Raw genomic sequence first — 16,649 nt, 5'->3', positions numbered from 1 at the left:
TCGGCCGCGCCCGAGCACCCGACAGGCGCGGCGCTTCACTGGTCAATCCTGCCGCTAAAGCGCCGTCGAGGGTCTGTTTTTGGCTCTTGTTTTCACCCCGCATCGGGCGTCTTTCAGGCCCTTCGATCAGCCGCACACAAACCTAGTTGGCGCCCTGGGTCCGTATTTCCAACAGCTATACGTTTCATTTTCAATACGTTACTTGCATTCTTCGAAACGATTAAGTGAACTCGGCGGCCTCCTTCTGCGGGCAGGAGGCCGCCTTTTTTCGTCATGCGACGATCGCTCTTGGAGCATTTGTCGGGCGACTCACTTTTGAAGGACAACGTAATGCCCTTCGGTTAGATGCCCACCTTTCAAGCGCCAAGACATCTCGCGCAAGCTCGCCGAAATGAAGCCGTAAGCCCCTCTATAAGTCTTTAGCGTTTCGGCATGAATCAGGGGTTTCGGCTCAAACCTTCTCTCAAAAACGCCAGTGCATCTGAATCCGATTTTTTCCGCCGTGTCGATGACGGCAGCGACAGGCATGTCCTTCTCCGTGACGCCGAACTCTTGGACCGCTCTTAGGGCCTCGGGAGTTTGGGATTGACCCGTTCCAGGTTCGGCGGTGATGACAACCCCGTTGGGTTTCAATGCTCGATAAACCGACGTTAAAGCGGCATGCTCTTCTTCCGCATGGTGCAGGCTATCGTAAAACACGGCGCAGTCGAATTCTTCGTCGAAATCCAAACTCTCGTAGTCTGAAACGATTGGCGTGAGCATAGTCGCGCCATACCGCTTTTTATTCAGTTCGATGAGTTCAACCATATCTGGGGAGATATCTTGCGCTGTTACTTGGTAGCCCGTCAGCGCGAATAAGCAACTCGTCCATCCGCTTCCCGCGCCCAAATCAAGGAGCGTGGCTGGCGGCGCGGGAAGCAATCTCATGATGGTGCCGATATCAGACAAAAGATAGCCACACATCGGCTCAGAAAACGGCTTGTTGAGAATGTGCTCCCGCTCTTTTGGACCGGCCCTTCTGATGTAATCTATCTCGCCTAGCTTAGCCATTCTAATTCCTTAGGCCCGCCGACGGGAATTGACACAGAGAACTCGGAGCGGAAGGGCTTGGTCACGCCCTAATGCCAAATAGGGTTCCTGCCAAGCGTCCGGTGCGAGGCCTTTGAAAAATCTGATTCCTTCAGGATCGCGCAGCGCATTTGCTGCATGCTCCCGCAGCATACGCGTGCCGGCTTGCTTTGCGTCTATCAACGCCCTGAAATGCGCCGCCGCCGGGCCCGGCGCTATGCCTCTTCTTCTTCCGCCTGCTGCGGCTTGCGCCGCGCCTCGAGGATCTTCACGACCATTTGCACGACGAGCCAGGCGCAGCCGAGAAATGGCGCGACGTCGGTCGCGACGCCCGCCCAGTCGTGCAACCTGTCGCGCCAGAGCGGCGACGAAATCATGCCGCCCGCCACGACGTAGCCGATTTTCTCGGCCGCGGGGCTCGCGAGGGTTTCCAGGGCGTTTTGCAAATGATGCTGCGGCGTCGGCATTTTGTCCCAACCATGCGTTAAAGGTTTTGGTTGAGGCTCGCCCTCAACCGTCCGTTTGCGATTCCCCAGGCGGGCGGCCAGAGGCGCGACGGCGGGGCCAAACGCCGGCGCGTCTCGCTTTTTCAATCGCTCAGGCCCAAATCGCCGCCCAGACGACGACGAGGGCGGCGAGCCGCACAAAGCCCGAGTGCGGCGCGGGCCAGTCGCCCGAGGCCGGAAACAGCCACAACGCCGCAACCGTCCCGGCGATCTTGATGCCGAGCAACATCGCGGCTCAGCCGGCGTCGACGGCCGGCGCGAGCGCCCGCTCGGCGTCCTCGGCGGCGGCGGCCGCCTCGGCGATCAGGGCTTGCACGGCCGCTGGGTCCGGCTGCGCGGCGAGCTGCGCCGCCAAATTTCCGTTGTGCTCGCGGATCGCCCCGACCGCTGCGACGAGCTGGCGATTGGCCGTTACCAGCCGATCCAAGGCCGCCTTGAGATCGTCAATTTGCGCCATGGTTTCTCTCCTTTCCTCGCGCGCCTCCAGCTCGTCGAGCTGCTCCCAGGCGCGCCAAAAATCCACCGGCGCGGGAGACGCTGGCGCCGGGCGCGGCAAGCCCGCCCGACGGATTGCGATGCGGCGGCGCAGGCCGCTCAGGGGATCGCCGAAAAGTCCCGGCGCACGCTCGCGTAATGCGCCTGGCATGCCCCGATCCCGTTGTTTGCTTCGATCGCCGCCGCCCGGTTTTCGAAGGAGAAGACGCGCAAGTCCTTGCCTGGCGTCGGCTCGGGGAGCGCGACGGGCGCGGCCGCCGAGGGTGCCGGGAGATGGGGCCTAGCGCTTTCCGGCGGCGTCGAGGCGGCGCATGCGGCGAGCAAAAGCGGCGTCAATAGCGCAAGCGTCGACGGCGCCGCTTTTTGTCCTTTGTTCCGCATGGGGCGGCTCTCTCTTTGCGTTGTCGGCGGGTTGGGCGGCGAGATCGGCCTTGAGTCGGTCGATTTCGGCTTGCATGGCGGCCGCCGCCCCGGCAGAGGCCTGGGCGCGCAACCGATCCTGCGCGGCGATCGCGTCGGACGCCGTCGCCTGGCGCGCCCGCTCGGCGAGCTGGGCGCGCAATTGCGCAGCCTCGCGGGCCGCCTGGGCACCGACGCAGGCCTGCGAGGCCCAGCGGTAGCCGTAGGCGACGCAAAGCCCGCCAGCGGCCGCCACAAGGCCCAAGGCGAACGCGAGCGCGCCGAGACGGCGACCCCAGCTCGCGACGCCCCACGCCGCGCAGAGAATGGCGAGCGGCCCCATTAGACGGCGACCTCGGCCATAAGGAGCGCGTCCTCAAGGCGCGCCCGCTGAATTCTCTGCGCCGCCCGCCAAGCGAGATAGGCGAGGGCGGCGATCGCCATGCCGGCGCCGATCCCGAGCAAGAGCGGCGAATAGGTCGAGAGCAATTCGGAAGCCGACGCGCCGGCGTCCCAACCCTGGGCGAGGTCGCGCGCCTGGTCGGCGTAGCCCTTGGCCCGGGTCGCCATGTCGAGCGCGTCGCCGAAGCCGATCGAGACGGCGCCGGTCTTGATCCTGTCGGCGAGCGTTACGGTGCGCGAGCCGGCCGCGCGCAGATAGTCGAGCGAGACGCTTTCGCCCTCCTCCATTTCCTCGGCCGCCACGAAGCGCACGGGCGCGCCAGGCGCTTCCGCCGGCGTCGCTGCGAGGAATTCCTGATACTCGCCTTTGCGGCGCTTGCGGATTTCCGGCGGCTTGTTCCACAAGAGGATGGCGTCGGCCGCGCCGCGATAATTACCGGCGTTGAGCCGCTTAATAATCGTCGACTTTTGCGACACGGCCGCCTCGATATTGAAGGCGAGCGAAACGAGCGCGTCGAATTGCCCTTGCGTGAGGGGAACGCGCACGTTCCTTTCGACGAGCTGCTCATAGTGCGGCAAATCCTTCGCCAGGATTTCGTCGACCTGGGCGCGCGTGATTTTCATTCCGGGAACCGGAATGGGCGCGCCGGCGGCGGCGGTATGGCCGACGCCGATTGTCCAAATGCCTTTCGTGTCCTTGTACGCCTTCGTCTTGAAGCCCTCGCGCTGAATGAGCAGCGCGCGGCCCGCCGCGCTCATTTTCATGTCGTCTTTTCCTTTTTCCGTAAGTGCGAAAGAGAGCGCGAGAAAGCGCCTGGCGTGAAGCGTTTCGAGTTTTTCGCGCAGCTCGGGCGCGAGCCAGAGATAGACGCCGGCGACATGGCGCGCCCAGGCGCGCGCGAGGGCGTCGGGCGTCTCGGCCGCCGCAAACGCCGTCGCCGCGCGAGCCAAGAATTGCGCGCGGCTCAAGGGCATGCGCGGCTAGGCGTGAGGGTTGGCCGGCGCGGCGACGAGCGTAAAGGCGCCGCTCTTATTGGCTTTGATTGGCCCCGTCGTCTCCGCATACCAAGTGACGAGGCCGGGCGCGGCGGCCGACGAGTCCCAAAGATAGGAGGCCGAGGCGCCATTCATCGTCATGGCGTGCGTCTCGTCGACGAGGGCGCCGGATTTCTTATAGGTCAGATAAAGCGTCGCGCCGGGCGGCGTGAACGCCGCGCCGTCGGGGTCTGTGAACGGTCCCGAAAAACCGATCGAGGCGCCGAGTTCGAATTCTGCATATTTTGTCGACATGGCGCGTTAGTCCTCGCAAGCCTCGATCGAGATATGCGCGATCGCCCCGGCCACGCCGAGATGCGCTTCCGCCGCCGTAACGGCGAGATGAAAGCAGCCGACAAAAGCCTCTTGGGCAGTGTCCTCGGTTGTGACGATGATTGCGCTTTCCGCAATCGCCGCAACAAGTTGAGCAAGCGTTGAATGCGCGTCGGCGGCCGACATTGCCTCGGCGATAGTCGACGCCCCGTCGACAGAGGCCGACTGGCCTGCATCGGCCGAGGCGCTTTCCGAAGCGACGCCGACGGCGACAACCGTTGCGGATTGCGCGTCGCCTGCCGCGGCCGCCTCCAAAAGCGCCGCCACGAAAACGCCTGTAGCGGCCCGCGCTTCGCTCGCGGGCGTGCTTTCCGAACAAGCGCCGACAAAGCCCGCCTGGGCGTTTGCTTCGTCCTGGGCGCTTGCGGCTTCGTCTAGCGACTCGCCGTAAGTGCCGGCGCCGACGTCGCCGGCGGGCTCGTCTTGCGCATTGGCTGATTCCGAGACGCTCGCGCCGACGACCAGCACGCCGACGTCAGCATCGGAAGCCGTCGCCGCCTCGCTCGCGGGCGCGCTGATCTCCAGCAGCCCCGACTGCGCGGCGCTCGCGGCGCCGGACTCGCCTGCCGTCGCCCCGAGGATCCCCGTTGCGCTTTCCGCGTCGCTCGCCGCGCCCGCCTCGGCGCGCGACGGCGCCGAGATCAGCGCACCTGACGCGGCGTCGCCGGCTGAACCGCCTTCCGCAAGAGGCGGCGCCGCGACCAGTGCGGCGCTTTTACCGTCCGAAGCTGCAGCCGACTCCGCCGCAGCCGCGCCGAGAACCCCCGTTGCGCCCTGGGCTTCGACCGCCGACGCAGCTTCGGCCCCCGCGCCGACGAGGTCGGCCGCCACAGCCTGCGCCGCCACCGACGAGGCGCTCTCGGCCATGGGCGCGGCATGAACCTGGGCGCCGGCCTGACTTTCGCTCGCCGCGCCGCTCTCCGAAACGGAAGAAGCGAAGACAGCCGCCGCGCTTTCCGTCCCGGCGGCCGATCCACTCTCGGCAACCGAAGAGGCGAAGGCAGCGACGCTGCTCTGCGCTTCCGCCGCCGAGGCGGCTTCCGTCCGCGCGCCCACGAAGACGGCCGCGCTGTTCTGCGCCTCGGAAGCGGAAGCGGCTTCCGCCCGCGCGCAAGGGAACACCGCCGGCGCGCTTTGAGACTCGCTCGCCGCAGCGGACTCGGAAACGCTTTCGTTATAGACCGACTGCCCTTTAGCGAGGACGAGCGCGGCGCCTTGAACGGGCGGCGGCGCGCGCCAGGGCGCACGGAAAAAGTGGTCCATCAGTTAGCCGCCGATTTCCTCGAAGGTAATCGTTCCGCTGATCGTCACGCTGTCCGCCGGCGCAGTTTCCAGCTCCAGCGTCCACGTATTGCCGGGCGAGATCACGGGGCGCTCTTCCGGCGTGTAAACCTTCATGAAGGGAACGCGGATATTCCAGCCGTAAACCTCGAGGTCGGTTTCGAGCGAACCCGAGCCGACTGCAACTTGCGTGGTGTTATTGCGCTCGACGGTCCCGCCATAAGCGGGGTCGCCGTCGGCGATCGGTTGCGGCGTCACGCTGGCGCCGCCCGAGCCCGACGTCACGGCGCCGACGCCGCGATTGGTCGTCAGCAACAGCATTTCTTCCTGCGCGTCGCCGACTTCGGTTGTCTGCGTCAAGGTCCAACTATGGATCACGGTCACGGCGTCGGCCGGCCCCTTGATCTCGAAGAGGTCTTGAAGCGCGGTAACTGCAATCGCCTTGAAGATGGCGGTATATAGTCTTCCAGCCATGACTTACCTCACTAACATGTGTTGGATTTGCAGGAACGGACTCCAGACAAGCGACGCGGGGTTATAGGAAACGTAAATAATCGCGCCAGCCCCCGCGCCGCCAGTCTCGGCCGCCCCCGTAAAGGAGCCAGAGCCGGCGCCGCCATAATTGCCGCCAGCCATTCCATTGCCTGCCGAACTACGCCCGCCGGCGCCCGAGCCAGACCCGTTAGAGCCGAATTCTGTGCCGGGGCCGCCATTGTTGTTCGCCGCGCCGCCGGCCGTCGTGCCGTTGTTCGCCGCGCCGCCCGTCGTCGTCGAGGCGTTGCCGCCGGCGCCGCTCGGCCCCGCCGCGCCGCCGCCGCCGCCGCCGCTCGACCCGGAGGCAGGCTTAACGCCATTGCCGCCTTGATAGGTGACGTCGCCCTGCGAACCCGACTGGCCGACGCCAGCGACGCTGATCGTCGCGTTCGTGCCAGCCTTCGCGAGCACCGAATAAAGGCGTTCGGTTGTGGTCGGCGCGCGCGGCTTAGACCCCCATCCGCAATACAGTTGGGAGTGCCAAAGCAGCATGTGCGACGCGCCGTCGCCCTGATAGTCGTCGCCATCCACGGGATGCTCAAGCGCATAAAGGAGCTGGATGTCGTCGACGGCGGCGTCTGCCGTAAATTTCAAATGCAGCCGATACCAGCCGTTCCCCGCAGCTCCAGTCGCAACATCGTCCGTGCTGGCCGTCAGGCTCGAATATGTGAATTGCGTCCCATTGGACGCCGTTAATGCTGCGACCAGCGTCGTTAAATTAATGGTTATCTCGATCCATTCACCGCCATAATCGTAAACAATGAAGCGGAGAAGGCGATCGCTAACTTTCTTCGCATAAACGACCCACGACATTTGAAGAGTCTGAGCCGGCTTTGTGAATTGCGTAAAGAAGCGATGGGAGCCGAAACTTCCATCCTCCATAAATTTCCAGGCCGTGCTTGTGCCGTCCGGCGCGGTTTGACCGCCCGTGTATGCGTCCGCGCCCTGGTCGTCCCATGCGGGATACTGATCCATGGAATTAGATTGCAAAAGCAAGTTGAGATCATTGAACCACGCATCCAACCCGGAGCCGCCGGCGGGCAAAAAATAATAATAGGTCTCGCCGGCGACGAGCCGCACATTGGCGCGGCGGCCATAGGAGCCGCCGCCGCCGCCGACGCCGCCGATCGACGCGGATTGACGGCCGGAACCATTTCCCCCTGGCCCGATCCCATGAACTGTATTGTTGTTGCTATTCCAGCCAGCCGGAACCGTCCCCGTTTGGATCGAGGACGAGGTCGAGGTGTGAACAATCGCGGCCATCGAGGTTTACAATCCAGCGTCAGGGGTCTGTCTGAGGCGGGGTCCAGGTTTCCGCAGCGTCCAAATCGCTTTGCAGCGCGGCGATTTGGCCCTCGTAGACCTGACGGATAAATTGCAGGCCAGCCGCGCTCGTATCGGCGCCAAGCACGTCCAAAACGAGAGATCTTTCCTCGCTCCTCGCGGGATTGACGGCCACGACTTCCTTAATCAGCCAGCCCTCAGAGATGGCTTTGTCGAGCAGCGCAAGCATGGGCTCGCGCTGCTCGATTCCGCGCGCCAGTTCCCCGGCGCGCTTCGCTGCTTCTATGTCCATTTGTCGACTCCGTAGTGGTCCCCGCGCGCCAAAGAGCGCGCTTACAGCGACGCCGAATAAGTGACGTTGAGCGTATCGCCGGCGATCACAGAGCGCGACGAGGCGAAATCGCCGGCCGAGAAGAGAACGCCAGTCGTATTGCCATTGGCGCTTGTGCCGCCGATGACAACCGCAACGCCCGCAACAGTGGTGGGGCCAGCCGCCGTGATCGACCAGGCGACAGCGGAAGAGGTCGCCTTGGAGCCACTGGAGGCCGCCGAGAACGCAACCGACTGCCGCGCGCCGGAAGAGGCCGAAATATTCAGCTCGGACCAGCCCGCATGCGACGCCATCGTGTCGCCGGCGGCCGCGGAGCCCGCGCCCTTCAGCATCATGTAAACGGTTCCGGTCGACCACGACGAGCCCGCAAGATATTTGTCGAGCATGTCGTTCTTGCCGGCCGTGGTGACGAGGTTTTTGATCTCGTCTTTCCACTTTAGATTGCCGTCCTTGTCGCGACATTCGACGATATACTTGCCCTTGATCAGCATTTCCTCGGCCCGCTCGGGGCGCACGATCAGGCCCGCGCCGATCGCGTCGGCGACGTTCATCTTTTCCATTTTCAGCTTCTCCGTGATTAGGCCGCTAGTGAGATGCAGACAAACGCGCTACGCCCGAATAAGGACGATCGCTTTGCGCTTAGTTGTTTGCGCCCTTGATAATCGCGAAACTCAAGACGACGGACTCGTTATTGTTGCCTGGGTTAAACATCGTGATCGTCGCCGACCCGCTGCCAATCTTGGTTCCGAAATAATAAAGCCCGGTCGGGCTGCCGGCGACGCTGATCACAAGAATGTCGGTCGCCTCGATGAAGGAATTCGTCAGAATGAAACTTTGCCCCGTCGACGCGCCGGCGGCCGTAACGAGGGTTATTTGGCCGGTCGCGGCGTTGAGCGTGACGCCGGTTGTGCGGCTCGACGCTTGCGAGACAGTCGACCCCGCGCCCTGGCCGTTAATGTAGCCGAGCGGGCCTTTCGCGCGGACGGATTGATCCTTGCCGATAAAGAGCGCGTCGGCCGGCGTCGCCGACGAGTCCGGCGTCGTCGCAAAGACGAGCCGAGTGCCCTGCGCCGACGAGGTGTGCGTTTGCGTCGCCTCGGCGCGCAGGCTCGCTGGCCGCGCCGAATAGCCCGAGCCGCCGCTCGTATGATAGCCGGCAAACGAAAAGCGCCCGAGAATATCGCCATTGGCGATCGCAGCCGGGCTCGCTCCGGTGTTATTCGCGCGCCGCGGGATGATTTCAGGGACGCCGCCGAAGCCGTCGACGACGAGCGCCTGAACCGCGTCTCCGTCCTTGCCGATGACCCGCGCGATCATGCCCGTCGGAGCCGAAGTCGGAGAGGCGGCGGCGTTGGCGTTGATGGAATAGGGCGCGGCGAGATAAGCCTCGATTGCAGCGCCGAGCGCCCGGCACAGCGCCGTGTCGGCCGCCGCCGCCGCGAGGAATGCGTTCTTGAAGGCTGTGTCGAGCGCGCCCATGCTGTCCCCTTAGCGCTTAGATCGTGATCGAGACCGACGAGCCCCAGCCGCCGGGCGTGCCGTTGTTCGGGATATAGCGAGCCTGCACAGTGACCGTCGTCCCCTTGGGGAGGACCGGCGTTTGCACGCTAAACTGCGAAATCAGCACATTGCATTGACGGTATGTCGCTCCGCCGTCGGTCGAATAATGCGCGTCCCACATGAGGTTGGGATCGACGACGAGATTGACCGTCGGCAGCGGCAAAAGGGTTCCAACTGAGATCTTCTGCGCATAGTCGATCCGAACGGCGCCGCCGCCCGTCGCGACGTCGGGAACAACCGACAGATAAGGAACCGGCGTCGGCAATGTCGGGGCTTTAACAACCTCGAAATTTTTTAAGGGATCGGGCGGCGCGGCGGGATCGTCGAAAATGTCCTCGGTCAATTCGGCGAGCTGCGCCGTCCACTCGCCGAGACTTCGCCCTGGAGAAATCTGCAACAGTCGGAACGTCCCGATGATCCCAAACTTTTGGCAATCGAGCCCGACGATCCGCTGGGCGAGGGTCAGCAGGCCGCGCGCCTTCAAGCGCACAGTAATGCGCCGGCGGTTTTCGCGCATGGCGTGACGGCGGACCATGCGCCAAGCTTGGCTTGGCGAGGGGCAATAATCCAAAGTGAACGACTGTTGCCGGCGGCCGATCCGGGCTTGCGATTCCTTGTCCTGATACAGCGGCGCCTGCATGGGCGAATAGCGCTGGCGCGGCTCGGTGTAGGTGATGTTGAAATAGTTATATTGCTCGGCGAGCGGCGGCTGAAACTCTTGTGTGATTCCGAGAACGTCCGAGTCGGTAAAGACGACGTTTGGCGCTTCCCATTTGCCGATCCACATTGAGAAGAAGCCGTTCTGATCGAGCCCATAGCCGCCGTCACAAATGGCCATGATTTTCGCCAGCACGTCGCGCGGCTCGAGATCGAGGGAGATATTCGCCGACATGCGCGCAAACGGCTCCTGGCAGAGACCGCCGTCGCCGAAATTGCGAATGAAGCACGGGCAGAGCCGATCGCAATCATCAGCGGCTTCCTCGATCGACGCCCAATTGACGCCCTTGACGGCCGTTTGGCCATTGGCGATCAGACGCGAAACATAGTTCGCGGCGATCAGTGTGGGATTTTCCGACCATTTCCACGTCGGATTGTAGATGGTGAACGCGCCGCTCGACGGATCATTCTGAGATTGGCCCGGGTCGCGCGGGTCATAGACTGGCGCAGCGCGATAGACGAATTGATAGAGCGGCCAATTGTTCGGCCAATAGGTCTGACGATTTGCGCCATTGTAGGTCGTCGGCAGATAGCCCCAGGCGTAGAACATCGTCGCGCCCTTGCCGAGGTGCGACGAATCCCAAAAATTTAGAAGGCCGGTGTCGGCGGTGATAACGCCATTGACGGCGCCATTCGGGCCGAGCTGCGACAAAAGGTAGGATTGAAAGCCCGACTCGGTCGCCGAGATCACTTCGGCGAAAATAAGCGGGCCAAAGACGCCCGCGGAATATTGCACCCATTTTGTGCCGGCGCCTGGAGCCCAAATCGACCCAGGCTGGCTCGGGACCGGCGACAGATAGGGCGACCCAGGAATCCAAGCGACATACTCGTCGTCGCAGGTGATCGACTCGATTCCGTCGATCGGCCCGTCGCACATATAGAAGCCATAAAGCAGAACGTTTTTGTTCGGCCCGGCCTCTTTGAAAATAAACGCGCCGGGATTTGGCACGCGCCCATAGGACCAAACGCGCGGAACGATCGGATGCTCGACAGTGACCTTATAGTCCGGGGGCGGCGATTGATGCGCGATCGGCTGATCGCCGCCCCGCTGCTTCTTATTGCCCGCCAAATAGCCGACGCCGGTCTTTGCGCCAAAGAGCGCGAGGGCAATCCAAGGATGGCCAGAGAATGACGCGACGGCGCCGAAGATCCCAAGCAGGGGGTCGACGATCTTAGACACGCCAGGCCTTTACAATCTCGAAATCCGACGCGATCAGCACGCGCGAAAAGCTGCGCGTCACGAAAAGGCCGTCGGCGCTCACGATCCCAAGCAAGGGCGCGCCCTGTGGCTGCGCAGCGAGCGCGATCGCGAAGGGTTGCGGCGGGCAGGGCGTCAAGCCGATCCGCTCGGCCCAATGCGCGACGCCCGCCTCGACGCCCAAGCGCCGCCAGTCGCGTATGATCTCGCGCGGCGACGGGACGCGGGGGGCGCCGTTAACGAAGAGCCATTGCGCCACATATTGCGCGCACGGCCCCTTAGCGCCGCAGCCATGCGCGAAAGAGATCGGATCGGGCGTCATGCGGTAATCACGGTCTTGCGCCAGCCGACGCGCTCAAAGACCCGGTCGCCCGGGTATTTCTGTTGCTGGTCTTCGTCGCAGACGAGATTCAAGGGCGCGATATGCTTGCCGCCGAAGAGCGGATCGCCTCGCACGGTGAGGGCGATTTGCCCCTCGCCGATTTCGAGCGTCGCCGCGCCGAGCTGATAACTTTGCAGCAAATAGGGAAGGTCGACCGGTTGGCCGAGCGTTTCGTCGAAGAACATGGCATAGACCGACGCGGTGCGCCCGATGATTTCCGCGCTGGCGTCCGCGGCCGCGCGGCCGAGCGCGGCATAGGGGCTTTGCAACGTCTTATCGTCCTCGACGAGGCCGGCGAGCGTCAATTGAATGGGCGAGGTCGCGGCCTCGGCGCCGATCTGCAGGCCGGCCAATTCGCCAAAGAGGCCGAGGCCTCGCCACAGGCGCCCGACATTGTCTCTGAAGCTGTCGCCTTGGCAGAGGTAGACAGTTTCCGACGCGAGGTCGAGTTGCACGCCAAAGCGCGCCAAGACGACATGCTCGCTGAGCATGGCTTGCACGGCGTCGGAAAAGGCGATCGGCGGCTGCATTACCAATGCTCTTCGATAAATTCAAACGTCGCCAAGCCAGTCCACCCAACTTTTAGTTGACAGGCGAGCGCCTGGCTTTTGGGATCGAGGCGCGCGAGCATGCGCGGATCGTCAATTTCGAGGATCGTTCCCGAGGCGCAGTCCGCGCGCAAAGATGGCCAAATCGTCCACGTTGAGCCCGAGATTTCTTCGATCAGATGCACGCGGCCGTCGGCCTCGAAATAGTCCCCGGCGCTCAAGGGCGCGATGAGGGAGTTCGTGACGGAAATTTGCGCTGCGCCAAGTTTCGCGTCAGCTGCGAGTGCGCAATCCGATGTTCGTTGCGCGAAGCCGAAGCCATTGGTGAAGCCGAAGCCATTGGTGAAAAGGGCGCTCGACGGCGTCGCGACGCCGGCGCGCCGAGCCGGCGAGTAAATGCCGTTCTGCGGGCCGACGTAAATCTTGCGCATGCGCGCGAGGTAGGCGAGCAACGCCCGCGCGGCGAGGATATTTTCGGCCTTGAAGCGTACGTCATGATAGATGAAGCGCCAGCGGCCATTGCTCGCCGCGACGATTTGCGGCGCGCCGGAGAACGACGCGCCCCCGGTAAAGGACACGTCGGCCATAACCGGGGTTATGTCGCGCGGACAGAGCGCGGCCGGCCATGGCTTAACGGCGGGGTCCCTCACGGTTCCGCCCTCTGATAGTCCGCGAGGTAGCCGGGAAGCCGCGCGCGTTCCTGCGCTTGCTCTTCGCGGATCATGAGCCGGATTTCGCCGCGCGTGACGCGTCGCTCGACATTAACGCCGACGTGATCTTCGATTGTGATGTTTGGCGCGCCTGGCGCGCTTCCGGCGTTCTTTAGATCGACGACGGCCGGGATCGAGCGGCCGTCGGGCAGGGGGACATAGGCCTCGGGCCGCGAGCCTTCGCCGAACATGGCGAACTGCGGCGAGCTGGCGATGCCCCCCCAGCTATAACGCCTGAGCGGGAGTGACCCGGCGCCAGTCATGACGCCGCCGCCGGCGAAGGGCCAGAGCTTTGAGAACCAATCGAAGAGTCCGCTGGCGCCCTCGGCTAGGCTCCCGAGCCCCTTGCCGACATCGCTTATGCCGCCATTTACGACGACGTTCGCCGCTTGCACGTTCATTTGCTGGGTTTCTTTGTCGCCGCCGAGTTTGAGCATCTCGGCGAGCTTTCCAAAGAGACCGCCGACTGCTCCATCCTTTCCGGCTGTCCCGGCCATCTTCGCGAAGGGACCGGAGCCGGTGAGGATCGCGTCGAGCGCATTCGACTGGCCTTCGTCGAGCATCCGCTTTAACGCGTCGCCGGGGCTTTTCCCTTTCAAGACGTCCTTGATCACTGTCGACGCGGAGCCGGATGCGCTTTTGTAGGCCTCATTGAAGCCCTTCGCGGCCTCATTCAGGCGCTTCTGAGCTTTCTCCGCATCGTCGATCTTCGCGACCAGCTCCGCGACATGATCTTTATGTTCTTGCGATGCGACTTTCCCCAGCTTGGCTTGCTCGGCTTCGATTTTGAGTTTCAGCTCGAGGCGGTCATGTTCTGCGCCATGCGCCTGCAGGAGCGCCAACTGCCCTTCGAGATCATGGGTGATGCTCTCATAGCTTTCGGCCTCACGCTCAGCGTCGCTCTTGCCATGGCGACCGCCGCCGCGCTTCTTCTTCTCGAGCGGGCCAAGGCCTTCGTTGTTCCAAGCCGTAAACGCTTGTTGGGTGGCGTTCCAACCCGCGGGCAGGCCGGAAGAGGCGATTGTCGGCCTCCAATCCGGCAGCGGCTTCCCGTTGAGGTTATACGCCGCCATGTAGTCGTCAATTGAGCGGCCGACCGCGCCGGGAACGGTTCCAGCCCTCTTGCCGCCGTCAATGATCGCTCCCGCAAGGCGCTCGGCCCACATGACGCTATCGGCAATCGCGATCTTGATTTCCTGCCAGAGCAGCGAGACGCTCCGCAGAGGGTCGGAAAGCTGTCCGAATGCCGCAAACAGCTTTTGATCGGCGATCTCTGCGGCCTTGTCGATTTCGTGCTGCAAGTCGAGCGCGGCTTTTGCCGGACCGTCCGCGAAGGTCACGCTCGCCTTCTGCGCCGCCTCGTCGAGCGCCTTCATAGCGAGCTCGCCGTTGCGAATGGCCTCGAAGAGCTTCGCGCCGGCGTCTTCGCCGAAGAGTTTCCTGGCGAGGTCGAGCCCTTCCTGACGCGGAAGCTCCCGAATCTTCTCCTGGACAAAGTCGATAAACTTGCCTGTCGTCTGCGCCCTTTCGCCCAGGATAATGAAACGGCCGTCGATCTCTTCGAGGGCCTTTTTGACCTCGCCGGAATGCAGCTGGAACCTCTCGAATTCGCGATTGGCGTGCTCGAGCGCGCCTTGCACTTCCTTTCCATCCAAACCGGCGCCAGCGCCAACCCCACGGGCGGCGAGGATCCGCGAGGGATCGAGCCCTGTCGCCGCCTGCGCGCGGCCCAGGTTTGTGAGTTCTGCAGACGCTTTGCTGATTTGCTGCTCGACCGCAGCGAACGCAGCGACAAGCCCGCCCCCCACGAGACGCCCCGGCGTCAAAAGGCCGAGAATGTTCTCGCCGAGACTTTTGACCGCGGACCCCAGGCCGCCCTTGTGCGTTCCGAGAATGTCGGCGACTTGCGTCCCCTGTTGCATCAGCACGGTCAACGGCGACTGGCCGCTGGCGAGGGAAACGGCAATATCTTGCGCCTGGCGGCTGAGGTTGATCAGCTCATGCCGAGCCAGCCCAACGGATTGCTCCGCGTCGCCGCCGACTTTCTTAAAGGCGACGCCGAGTTCTTTGAGCTTCGCCTCTACCTCGGCGTAGCCTGAAACGCCCAGGCGAATGGTGACGCTATTTGCCGCCATTATTGTTTTCCATTTTTCTGAAGCCGGAAAGCAGGCCGTCTTCTGCGCGGATCAGCAAGAAAGCGAGCGCCTCCCGATCGCAGTCGGAAGGCGCGAGCGCTAGCGCCCCTTGATAATCGAGCCCGACCGCAACGCCCGCCCATCCCGCCCGGCGAATAAGCCCAGGACGAAAGGCGAGGCCGATCGCCAGCGCTCCCTCGGCGGTCAAGGGCTCAGCGTGTTTTGGGCAGCGCTTTCCGTCGACGCCTGGCCGTCCGCTGGCGCAGGGGGCTTCGATTCTTGCGCACCCTGCGCAGTATTCTTCGCCCCCGCCGGCGCGCCATTCGGCGAGAGCGCGGACGCGTTTCCCTCAGCGTCCAAATCATGCAACGGCCGCAACAAGGCCTGTTGCACAACCGGATAGATGATCGGGTCGCGCATCAGCGCCGCGATGTTTTCTCGCGTCAGCGGCAAGGCGTTGCCGGCTTCATCCCCAATCCCCTCCCACGAGATGAAGACGCGAACGGCCATCTCGACATGAAGAACGAAGGTCCCCACGCCAAGCGCCAGCTCGGAATTGTCGATCCAATCCGGGCTTCCTTCGAAGCCGTAACGCGAAAACGCGTCGATTCCCGCTCTTGCCTCTTCGATAAACTCACGAGATTTCGCCAGGGCAGCCTCTCGTTCGATCGCCGTGAGAGGGCGATAAAGAATGAAGGCGGCGTCGCCGAGCGGGAGCCTCAGCGGCTCGGATTTCTTTGTTCGAAGCTTGATCATGCTGCATACGCCGCAATTTGGTTTTTGAGGGTAACGGCGAGCATGGCTGCGCCGCTGGTTTGGTGGCAGCGGAACGGGAGCGTTTGTTCGATCCCGCCCGGTCCTTCGATCGCCACGCCGGCGCGGCCCAGGGCGCAAGCCGGCGCATCGAAAGAAATCTGGTTGTTCGCGCCCTTGACGAAGCGGATTTGCAAAGATTGCTCGGTCCCTGCGAGGGCGGCGGCGTCGAGCGTGTTGCCCGTGTAACGAATACGCATATCGCCGAAGAATTGCGCTTGTTCGGCGAGCACGGCTCCGCCGAAATTGGCCGAACCGTCGATATATCGATCCTGAATCAGGCCGGTTTCATAGGTGAAGTTTGCGCCGAGCAACACGCCGACCGACGCGCCGCCGAGCAAAACCTCGGCGAGCGTCCGCGCCTGGTTATCGTAAGTCTTCGCCGCCGCCGGCGAGCCGGCGCCGGTCGATCCGAGGATATTCTCGCCAAAGCCGAGCATATCGAGCGTGACGCGCTGATAGCCGGCGGCGTCGCCGAGATCGAGCTTAAGCGATCGTGCCGCGCAACCGACATGCTGGCGGAAATCGCCCGAGACCGGGTTGAGTTCGATCGTCGCCGAGGGAAGCACCAAGGCGCCGGACGAAAAGACATGCGTAAAATTGCCCGCGCCGCTGGTATTCGGCGCGCCGAAGACGAGCCGTAGCCAATCGCCGATTTGATTGAGGCACAAGGGCAGTTCGAGCGATCCGCCATGCTCGGTCAAGGTCGGGGCGATCGCGCCATTGTCTCGGTAATTATTCAAGCCGGAGCCGATGATCGGGTCGCTTTCAATCGGCTTCGTCGCGCGCAGATTGGATTTATAATAGTGGGCGTATCGGTAGCCGCTTCCCGCCGGCGTTCCATAGGAGCCGGCCTCTGTTGCAAAGGCCGCCCTTGCGAGCTGGCCGAGCGCGATCGCTTGAGTCGCCATTCTGGAA

21 protein-coding genes are annotated in these 16,649 nt (G+C 63.4%); all 21 read right to left on the bottom strand.

All coding sequences use genetic code 11. From position 1 onward, the window contains the following. Window positions 1-309 precede the first annotated feature (309 nt). The 21 genes from ACETII_RS18780 to ACETII_RS18680 all read right to left on the bottom strand — a co-directional run bounded on the left by ACETII_RS18780 (window position 310) and on the right by ACETII_RS18680 (window position 16,642). Entirely contained in the window at window positions 310-1,050 is a 741-nt protein-coding gene (locus tag ACETII_RS18780) for a class I SAM-dependent methyltransferase (RefSeq protein WP_472786541.1), read from the bottom strand. A 233-nt stretch (window positions 1,051-1,283) separates the two neighbouring features. Further along, complete coding sequence (locus tag ACETII_RS18775; RefSeq protein WP_472786540.1) at window positions 1,284-1,535, bottom strand: hypothetical protein; 252 nt, start codon at window positions 1,533-1,535, stop codon at window positions 1,284-1,286. Window positions 1,536-1,665: 130 nt separating this feature from the next. Further along, a complete protein-coding gene (locus ACETII_RS18770) occupies window positions 1,666-1,803 on the bottom strand; it encodes a hypothetical protein (RefSeq protein ID WP_472786539.1) in 138 nt (45 codons plus the stop codon). A gap of 6 nt (window positions 1,804-1,809) precedes the next feature. After that, complete coding sequence (locus ACETII_RS18765; protein ID WP_472786538.1) at window positions 1,810-2,220, bottom strand: hypothetical protein; 411 nt, start codon at window positions 2,218-2,220, stop codon at window positions 1,810-1,812. Between the two features lie 129 nt (window positions 2,221-2,349). Beyond that, the gene (locus tag ACETII_RS18760; RefSeq protein ID WP_472786537.1) at window positions 2,350-2,811 is read right to left on the bottom strand and encodes a hypothetical protein; all 462 of its coding nucleotides are present in this window, start codon (window positions 2,809-2,811) and stop codon (window positions 2,350-2,352) included. Further along, window positions 2,811-3,821 (bottom strand): lysozyme, encoded by a 1,011-nt coding sequence (locus ACETII_RS18755; RefSeq protein WP_472786536.1) that lies wholly within the window; start codon window positions 3,819-3,821, stop codon window positions 2,811-2,813. The genes ACETII_RS18760 and ACETII_RS18755 overlap by 1 nt, the downstream gene beginning before the upstream one ends. A gap of 30 nt (window positions 3,822-3,851) precedes the next feature. Then, window positions 3,852-4,160: a hypothetical protein gene (locus tag ACETII_RS18750; RefSeq protein WP_472786535.1), complete on the bottom strand. Its 309-nt coding sequence runs from the start codon at window positions 4,158-4,160 to the stop codon at window positions 3,852-3,854. Between the two features lie 6 nt (window positions 4,161-4,166). Then, window positions 4,167-5,501: a hypothetical protein gene (locus ACETII_RS18745; protein ID WP_472786534.1), complete on the bottom strand. Its 1,335-nt coding sequence runs from the start codon at window positions 5,499-5,501 to the stop codon at window positions 4,167-4,169. Between the two features lie 3 nt (window positions 5,502-5,504). After that, window positions 5,505-5,993, bottom strand: a complete 489-nt coding sequence (locus ACETII_RS18740; RefSeq protein WP_472786533.1) for a hypothetical protein — start codon at window positions 5,991-5,993, stop codon at window positions 5,505-5,507. Window positions 5,994-5,996: 3 nt separating this feature from the next. After that, window positions 5,997-7,316 carry a phage head spike fiber domain-containing protein gene (locus tag ACETII_RS18735; protein WP_472786532.1) on the bottom strand — a complete coding sequence of 440 codons (1,320 nt, stop codon included), beginning with the start codon at window positions 7,314-7,316 and terminating at the stop codon, window positions 5,997-5,999. 19 nt (window positions 7,317-7,335) lie between these two features. Continuing rightward, window positions 7,336-7,629, bottom strand: coding sequence for a hypothetical protein (locus ACETII_RS18730; protein ID WP_472786531.1), 294 nt, complete (start codon window positions 7,627-7,629; stop codon window positions 7,336-7,338). A gap of 41 nt (window positions 7,630-7,670) precedes the next feature. Then, complete coding sequence (locus tag ACETII_RS18725) at window positions 7,671-8,228, bottom strand: hypothetical protein (protein ID WP_472786530.1); 558 nt, start codon at window positions 8,226-8,228, stop codon at window positions 7,671-7,673. A 79-nt stretch (window positions 8,229-8,307) separates the two neighbouring features. After that, window positions 8,308-9,147, bottom strand: coding sequence for a hypothetical protein (locus ACETII_RS18720; protein WP_472786529.1), 840 nt, complete (start codon window positions 9,145-9,147; stop codon window positions 8,308-8,310). 16 nt (window positions 9,148-9,163) lie between these two features. Further along, window positions 9,164-11,125 carry a hypothetical protein gene (locus ACETII_RS18715; RefSeq protein WP_472786528.1) on the bottom strand — a complete coding sequence of 654 codons (1,962 nt, stop codon included), beginning with the start codon at window positions 11,123-11,125 and terminating at the stop codon, window positions 9,164-9,166. Beyond that, window positions 11,118-11,465 carry a hypothetical protein gene (locus ACETII_RS18710; protein WP_472786527.1) on the bottom strand — a complete coding sequence of 116 codons (348 nt, stop codon included), beginning with the start codon at window positions 11,463-11,465 and terminating at the stop codon, window positions 11,118-11,120. The genes ACETII_RS18715 and ACETII_RS18710 overlap by 8 nt, the downstream gene beginning before the upstream one ends. Beyond that, window positions 11,462-12,055 (bottom strand): hypothetical protein, encoded by a 594-nt coding sequence (locus ACETII_RS18705; protein WP_472786526.1) that lies wholly within the window; start codon window positions 12,053-12,055, stop codon window positions 11,462-11,464. The genes ACETII_RS18710 and ACETII_RS18705 overlap by 4 nt, the downstream gene beginning before the upstream one ends. After that, on the bottom strand, window positions 12,055-12,723 hold the full coding sequence (locus ACETII_RS18700) for a hypothetical protein (protein WP_472786525.1): 669 nt from the start codon (window positions 12,721-12,723) through the stop codon (window positions 12,055-12,057). The genes ACETII_RS18705 and ACETII_RS18700 overlap by 1 nt, the downstream gene beginning before the upstream one ends. Further along, a complete protein-coding gene (locus ACETII_RS18695; RefSeq protein ID WP_472786524.1) occupies window positions 12,720-14,918 on the bottom strand; it encodes a phage tail length tape measure family protein in 2,199 nt (732 codons plus the stop codon). Before ACETII_RS18695 ends, ACETII_RS18700 begins: the two co-directional genes overlap by 4 nt. Then, window positions 14,905-15,126, bottom strand: coding sequence for a hypothetical protein (locus ACETII_RS18690; protein ID WP_472786523.1), 222 nt, complete (start codon window positions 15,124-15,126; stop codon window positions 14,905-14,907). The genes ACETII_RS18695 and ACETII_RS18690 overlap by 14 nt, the downstream gene beginning before the upstream one ends. Beyond that, window positions 15,123-15,674, bottom strand: a complete 552-nt coding sequence (locus tag ACETII_RS18685; protein ID WP_472786522.1) for a hypothetical protein — start codon at window positions 15,672-15,674, stop codon at window positions 15,123-15,125. The genes ACETII_RS18690 and ACETII_RS18685 overlap by 4 nt, the downstream gene beginning before the upstream one ends. Then, entirely contained in the window at window positions 15,671-16,642 is a 972-nt protein-coding gene (locus ACETII_RS18680; protein WP_472786521.1) for a phage tail tube protein, read from the bottom strand. The genes ACETII_RS18685 and ACETII_RS18680 overlap by 4 nt, the downstream gene beginning before the upstream one ends. Between the last annotated feature and the right edge of the window lie 7 nt (window positions 16,643-16,649).

Source organism: Methylocystis sp. NC52PC (assembly GCF_055698645.1).
The sequence above is the reverse complement of the archived record's forward strand: the minus strand, read 5'-3'. Positions and strand labels throughout refer to the sequence as shown.

Excerpts from the sequence above, each read along its gene's own strand:
- ACETII_RS18765 (WP_472786538.1), bottom strand. The coding sequence starts at position 2,220 with ATGCCAGGCGCATTACGCGAGCGTGCGCCGGGACTTTTCGGCGATCCC.
- ACETII_RS18730 (WP_472786531.1), bottom strand. The coding sequence starts at position 7,629 with ATGGACATAGAAGCAGCGAAGCGCGCCGGGGAACTGGCGCGCGGAATC.
- ACETII_RS18745 (WP_472786534.1), bottom strand. The coding sequence starts at position 5,501 with ATGGACCACTTTTTCCGTGCGCCCTGGCGCGCGCCGCCGCCCGTTCAA.
- ACETII_RS18780 (WP_472786541.1), bottom strand. The coding sequence starts at position 1,050 with ATGGCTAAGCTAGGCGAGATAGATTACATCAGAAGGGCCGGTCCAAAA.
- ACETII_RS18695 (WP_472786524.1), bottom strand. The coding sequence starts at position 14,918 with ATGGCGGCAAATAGCGTCACCATTCGCCTGGGCGTTTCAGGCTACGCC.
- ACETII_RS18685 (WP_472786522.1), bottom strand. The coding sequence starts at position 15,674 with ATGATCAAGCTTCGAACAAAGAAATCCGAGCCGCTGAGGCTCCCGCTC.
- ACETII_RS18680 (WP_472786521.1), bottom strand. The coding sequence starts at position 16,642 with ATGGCGACTCAAGCGATCGCGCTCGGCCAGCTCGCAAGGGCGGCCTTT.
- ACETII_RS18720 (WP_472786529.1), bottom strand. The coding sequence starts at position 9,147 with ATGGGCGCGCTCGACACAGCCTTCAAGAACGCATTCCTCGCGGCGGCG.
- ACETII_RS18760 (WP_472786537.1), bottom strand. The coding sequence starts at position 2,811 with ATGGGGCCGCTCGCCATTCTCTGCGCGGCGTGGGGCGTCGCGAGCTGG.
- ACETII_RS18775 (WP_472786540.1), bottom strand. The coding sequence starts at position 1,535 with ATGCCGACGCCGCAGCATCATTTGCAAAACGCCCTGGAAACCCTCGCG.
- ACETII_RS18710 (WP_472786527.1), bottom strand. The coding sequence starts at position 11,465 with ATGACGCCCGATCCGATCTCTTTCGCGCATGGCTGCGGCGCTAAGGGG.
- ACETII_RS18735 (WP_472786532.1), bottom strand. The coding sequence starts at position 7,316 with ATGGCCGCGATTGTTCACACCTCGACCTCGTCCTCGATCCAAACGGGG.
- ACETII_RS18770 (WP_472786539.1), bottom strand. The coding sequence starts at position 1,803 with ATGTTGCTCGGCATCAAGATCGCCGGGACGGTTGCGGCGTTGTGGCTG.
- ACETII_RS18725 (WP_472786530.1), bottom strand. The coding sequence starts at position 8,228 with ATGGAAAAGATGAACGTCGCCGACGCGATCGGCGCGGGCCTGATCGTG.
- ACETII_RS18705 (WP_472786526.1), bottom strand. The coding sequence starts at position 12,055 with ATGCAGCCGCCGATCGCCTTTTCCGACGCCGTGCAAGCCATGCTCAGC.
- ACETII_RS18740 (WP_472786533.1), bottom strand. The coding sequence starts at position 5,993 with ATGGCTGGAAGACTATATACCGCCATCTTCAAGGCGATTGCAGTTACC.
- ACETII_RS18750 (WP_472786535.1), bottom strand. The coding sequence starts at position 4,160 with ATGTCGACAAAATATGCAGAATTCGAACTCGGCGCCTCGATCGGTTTT.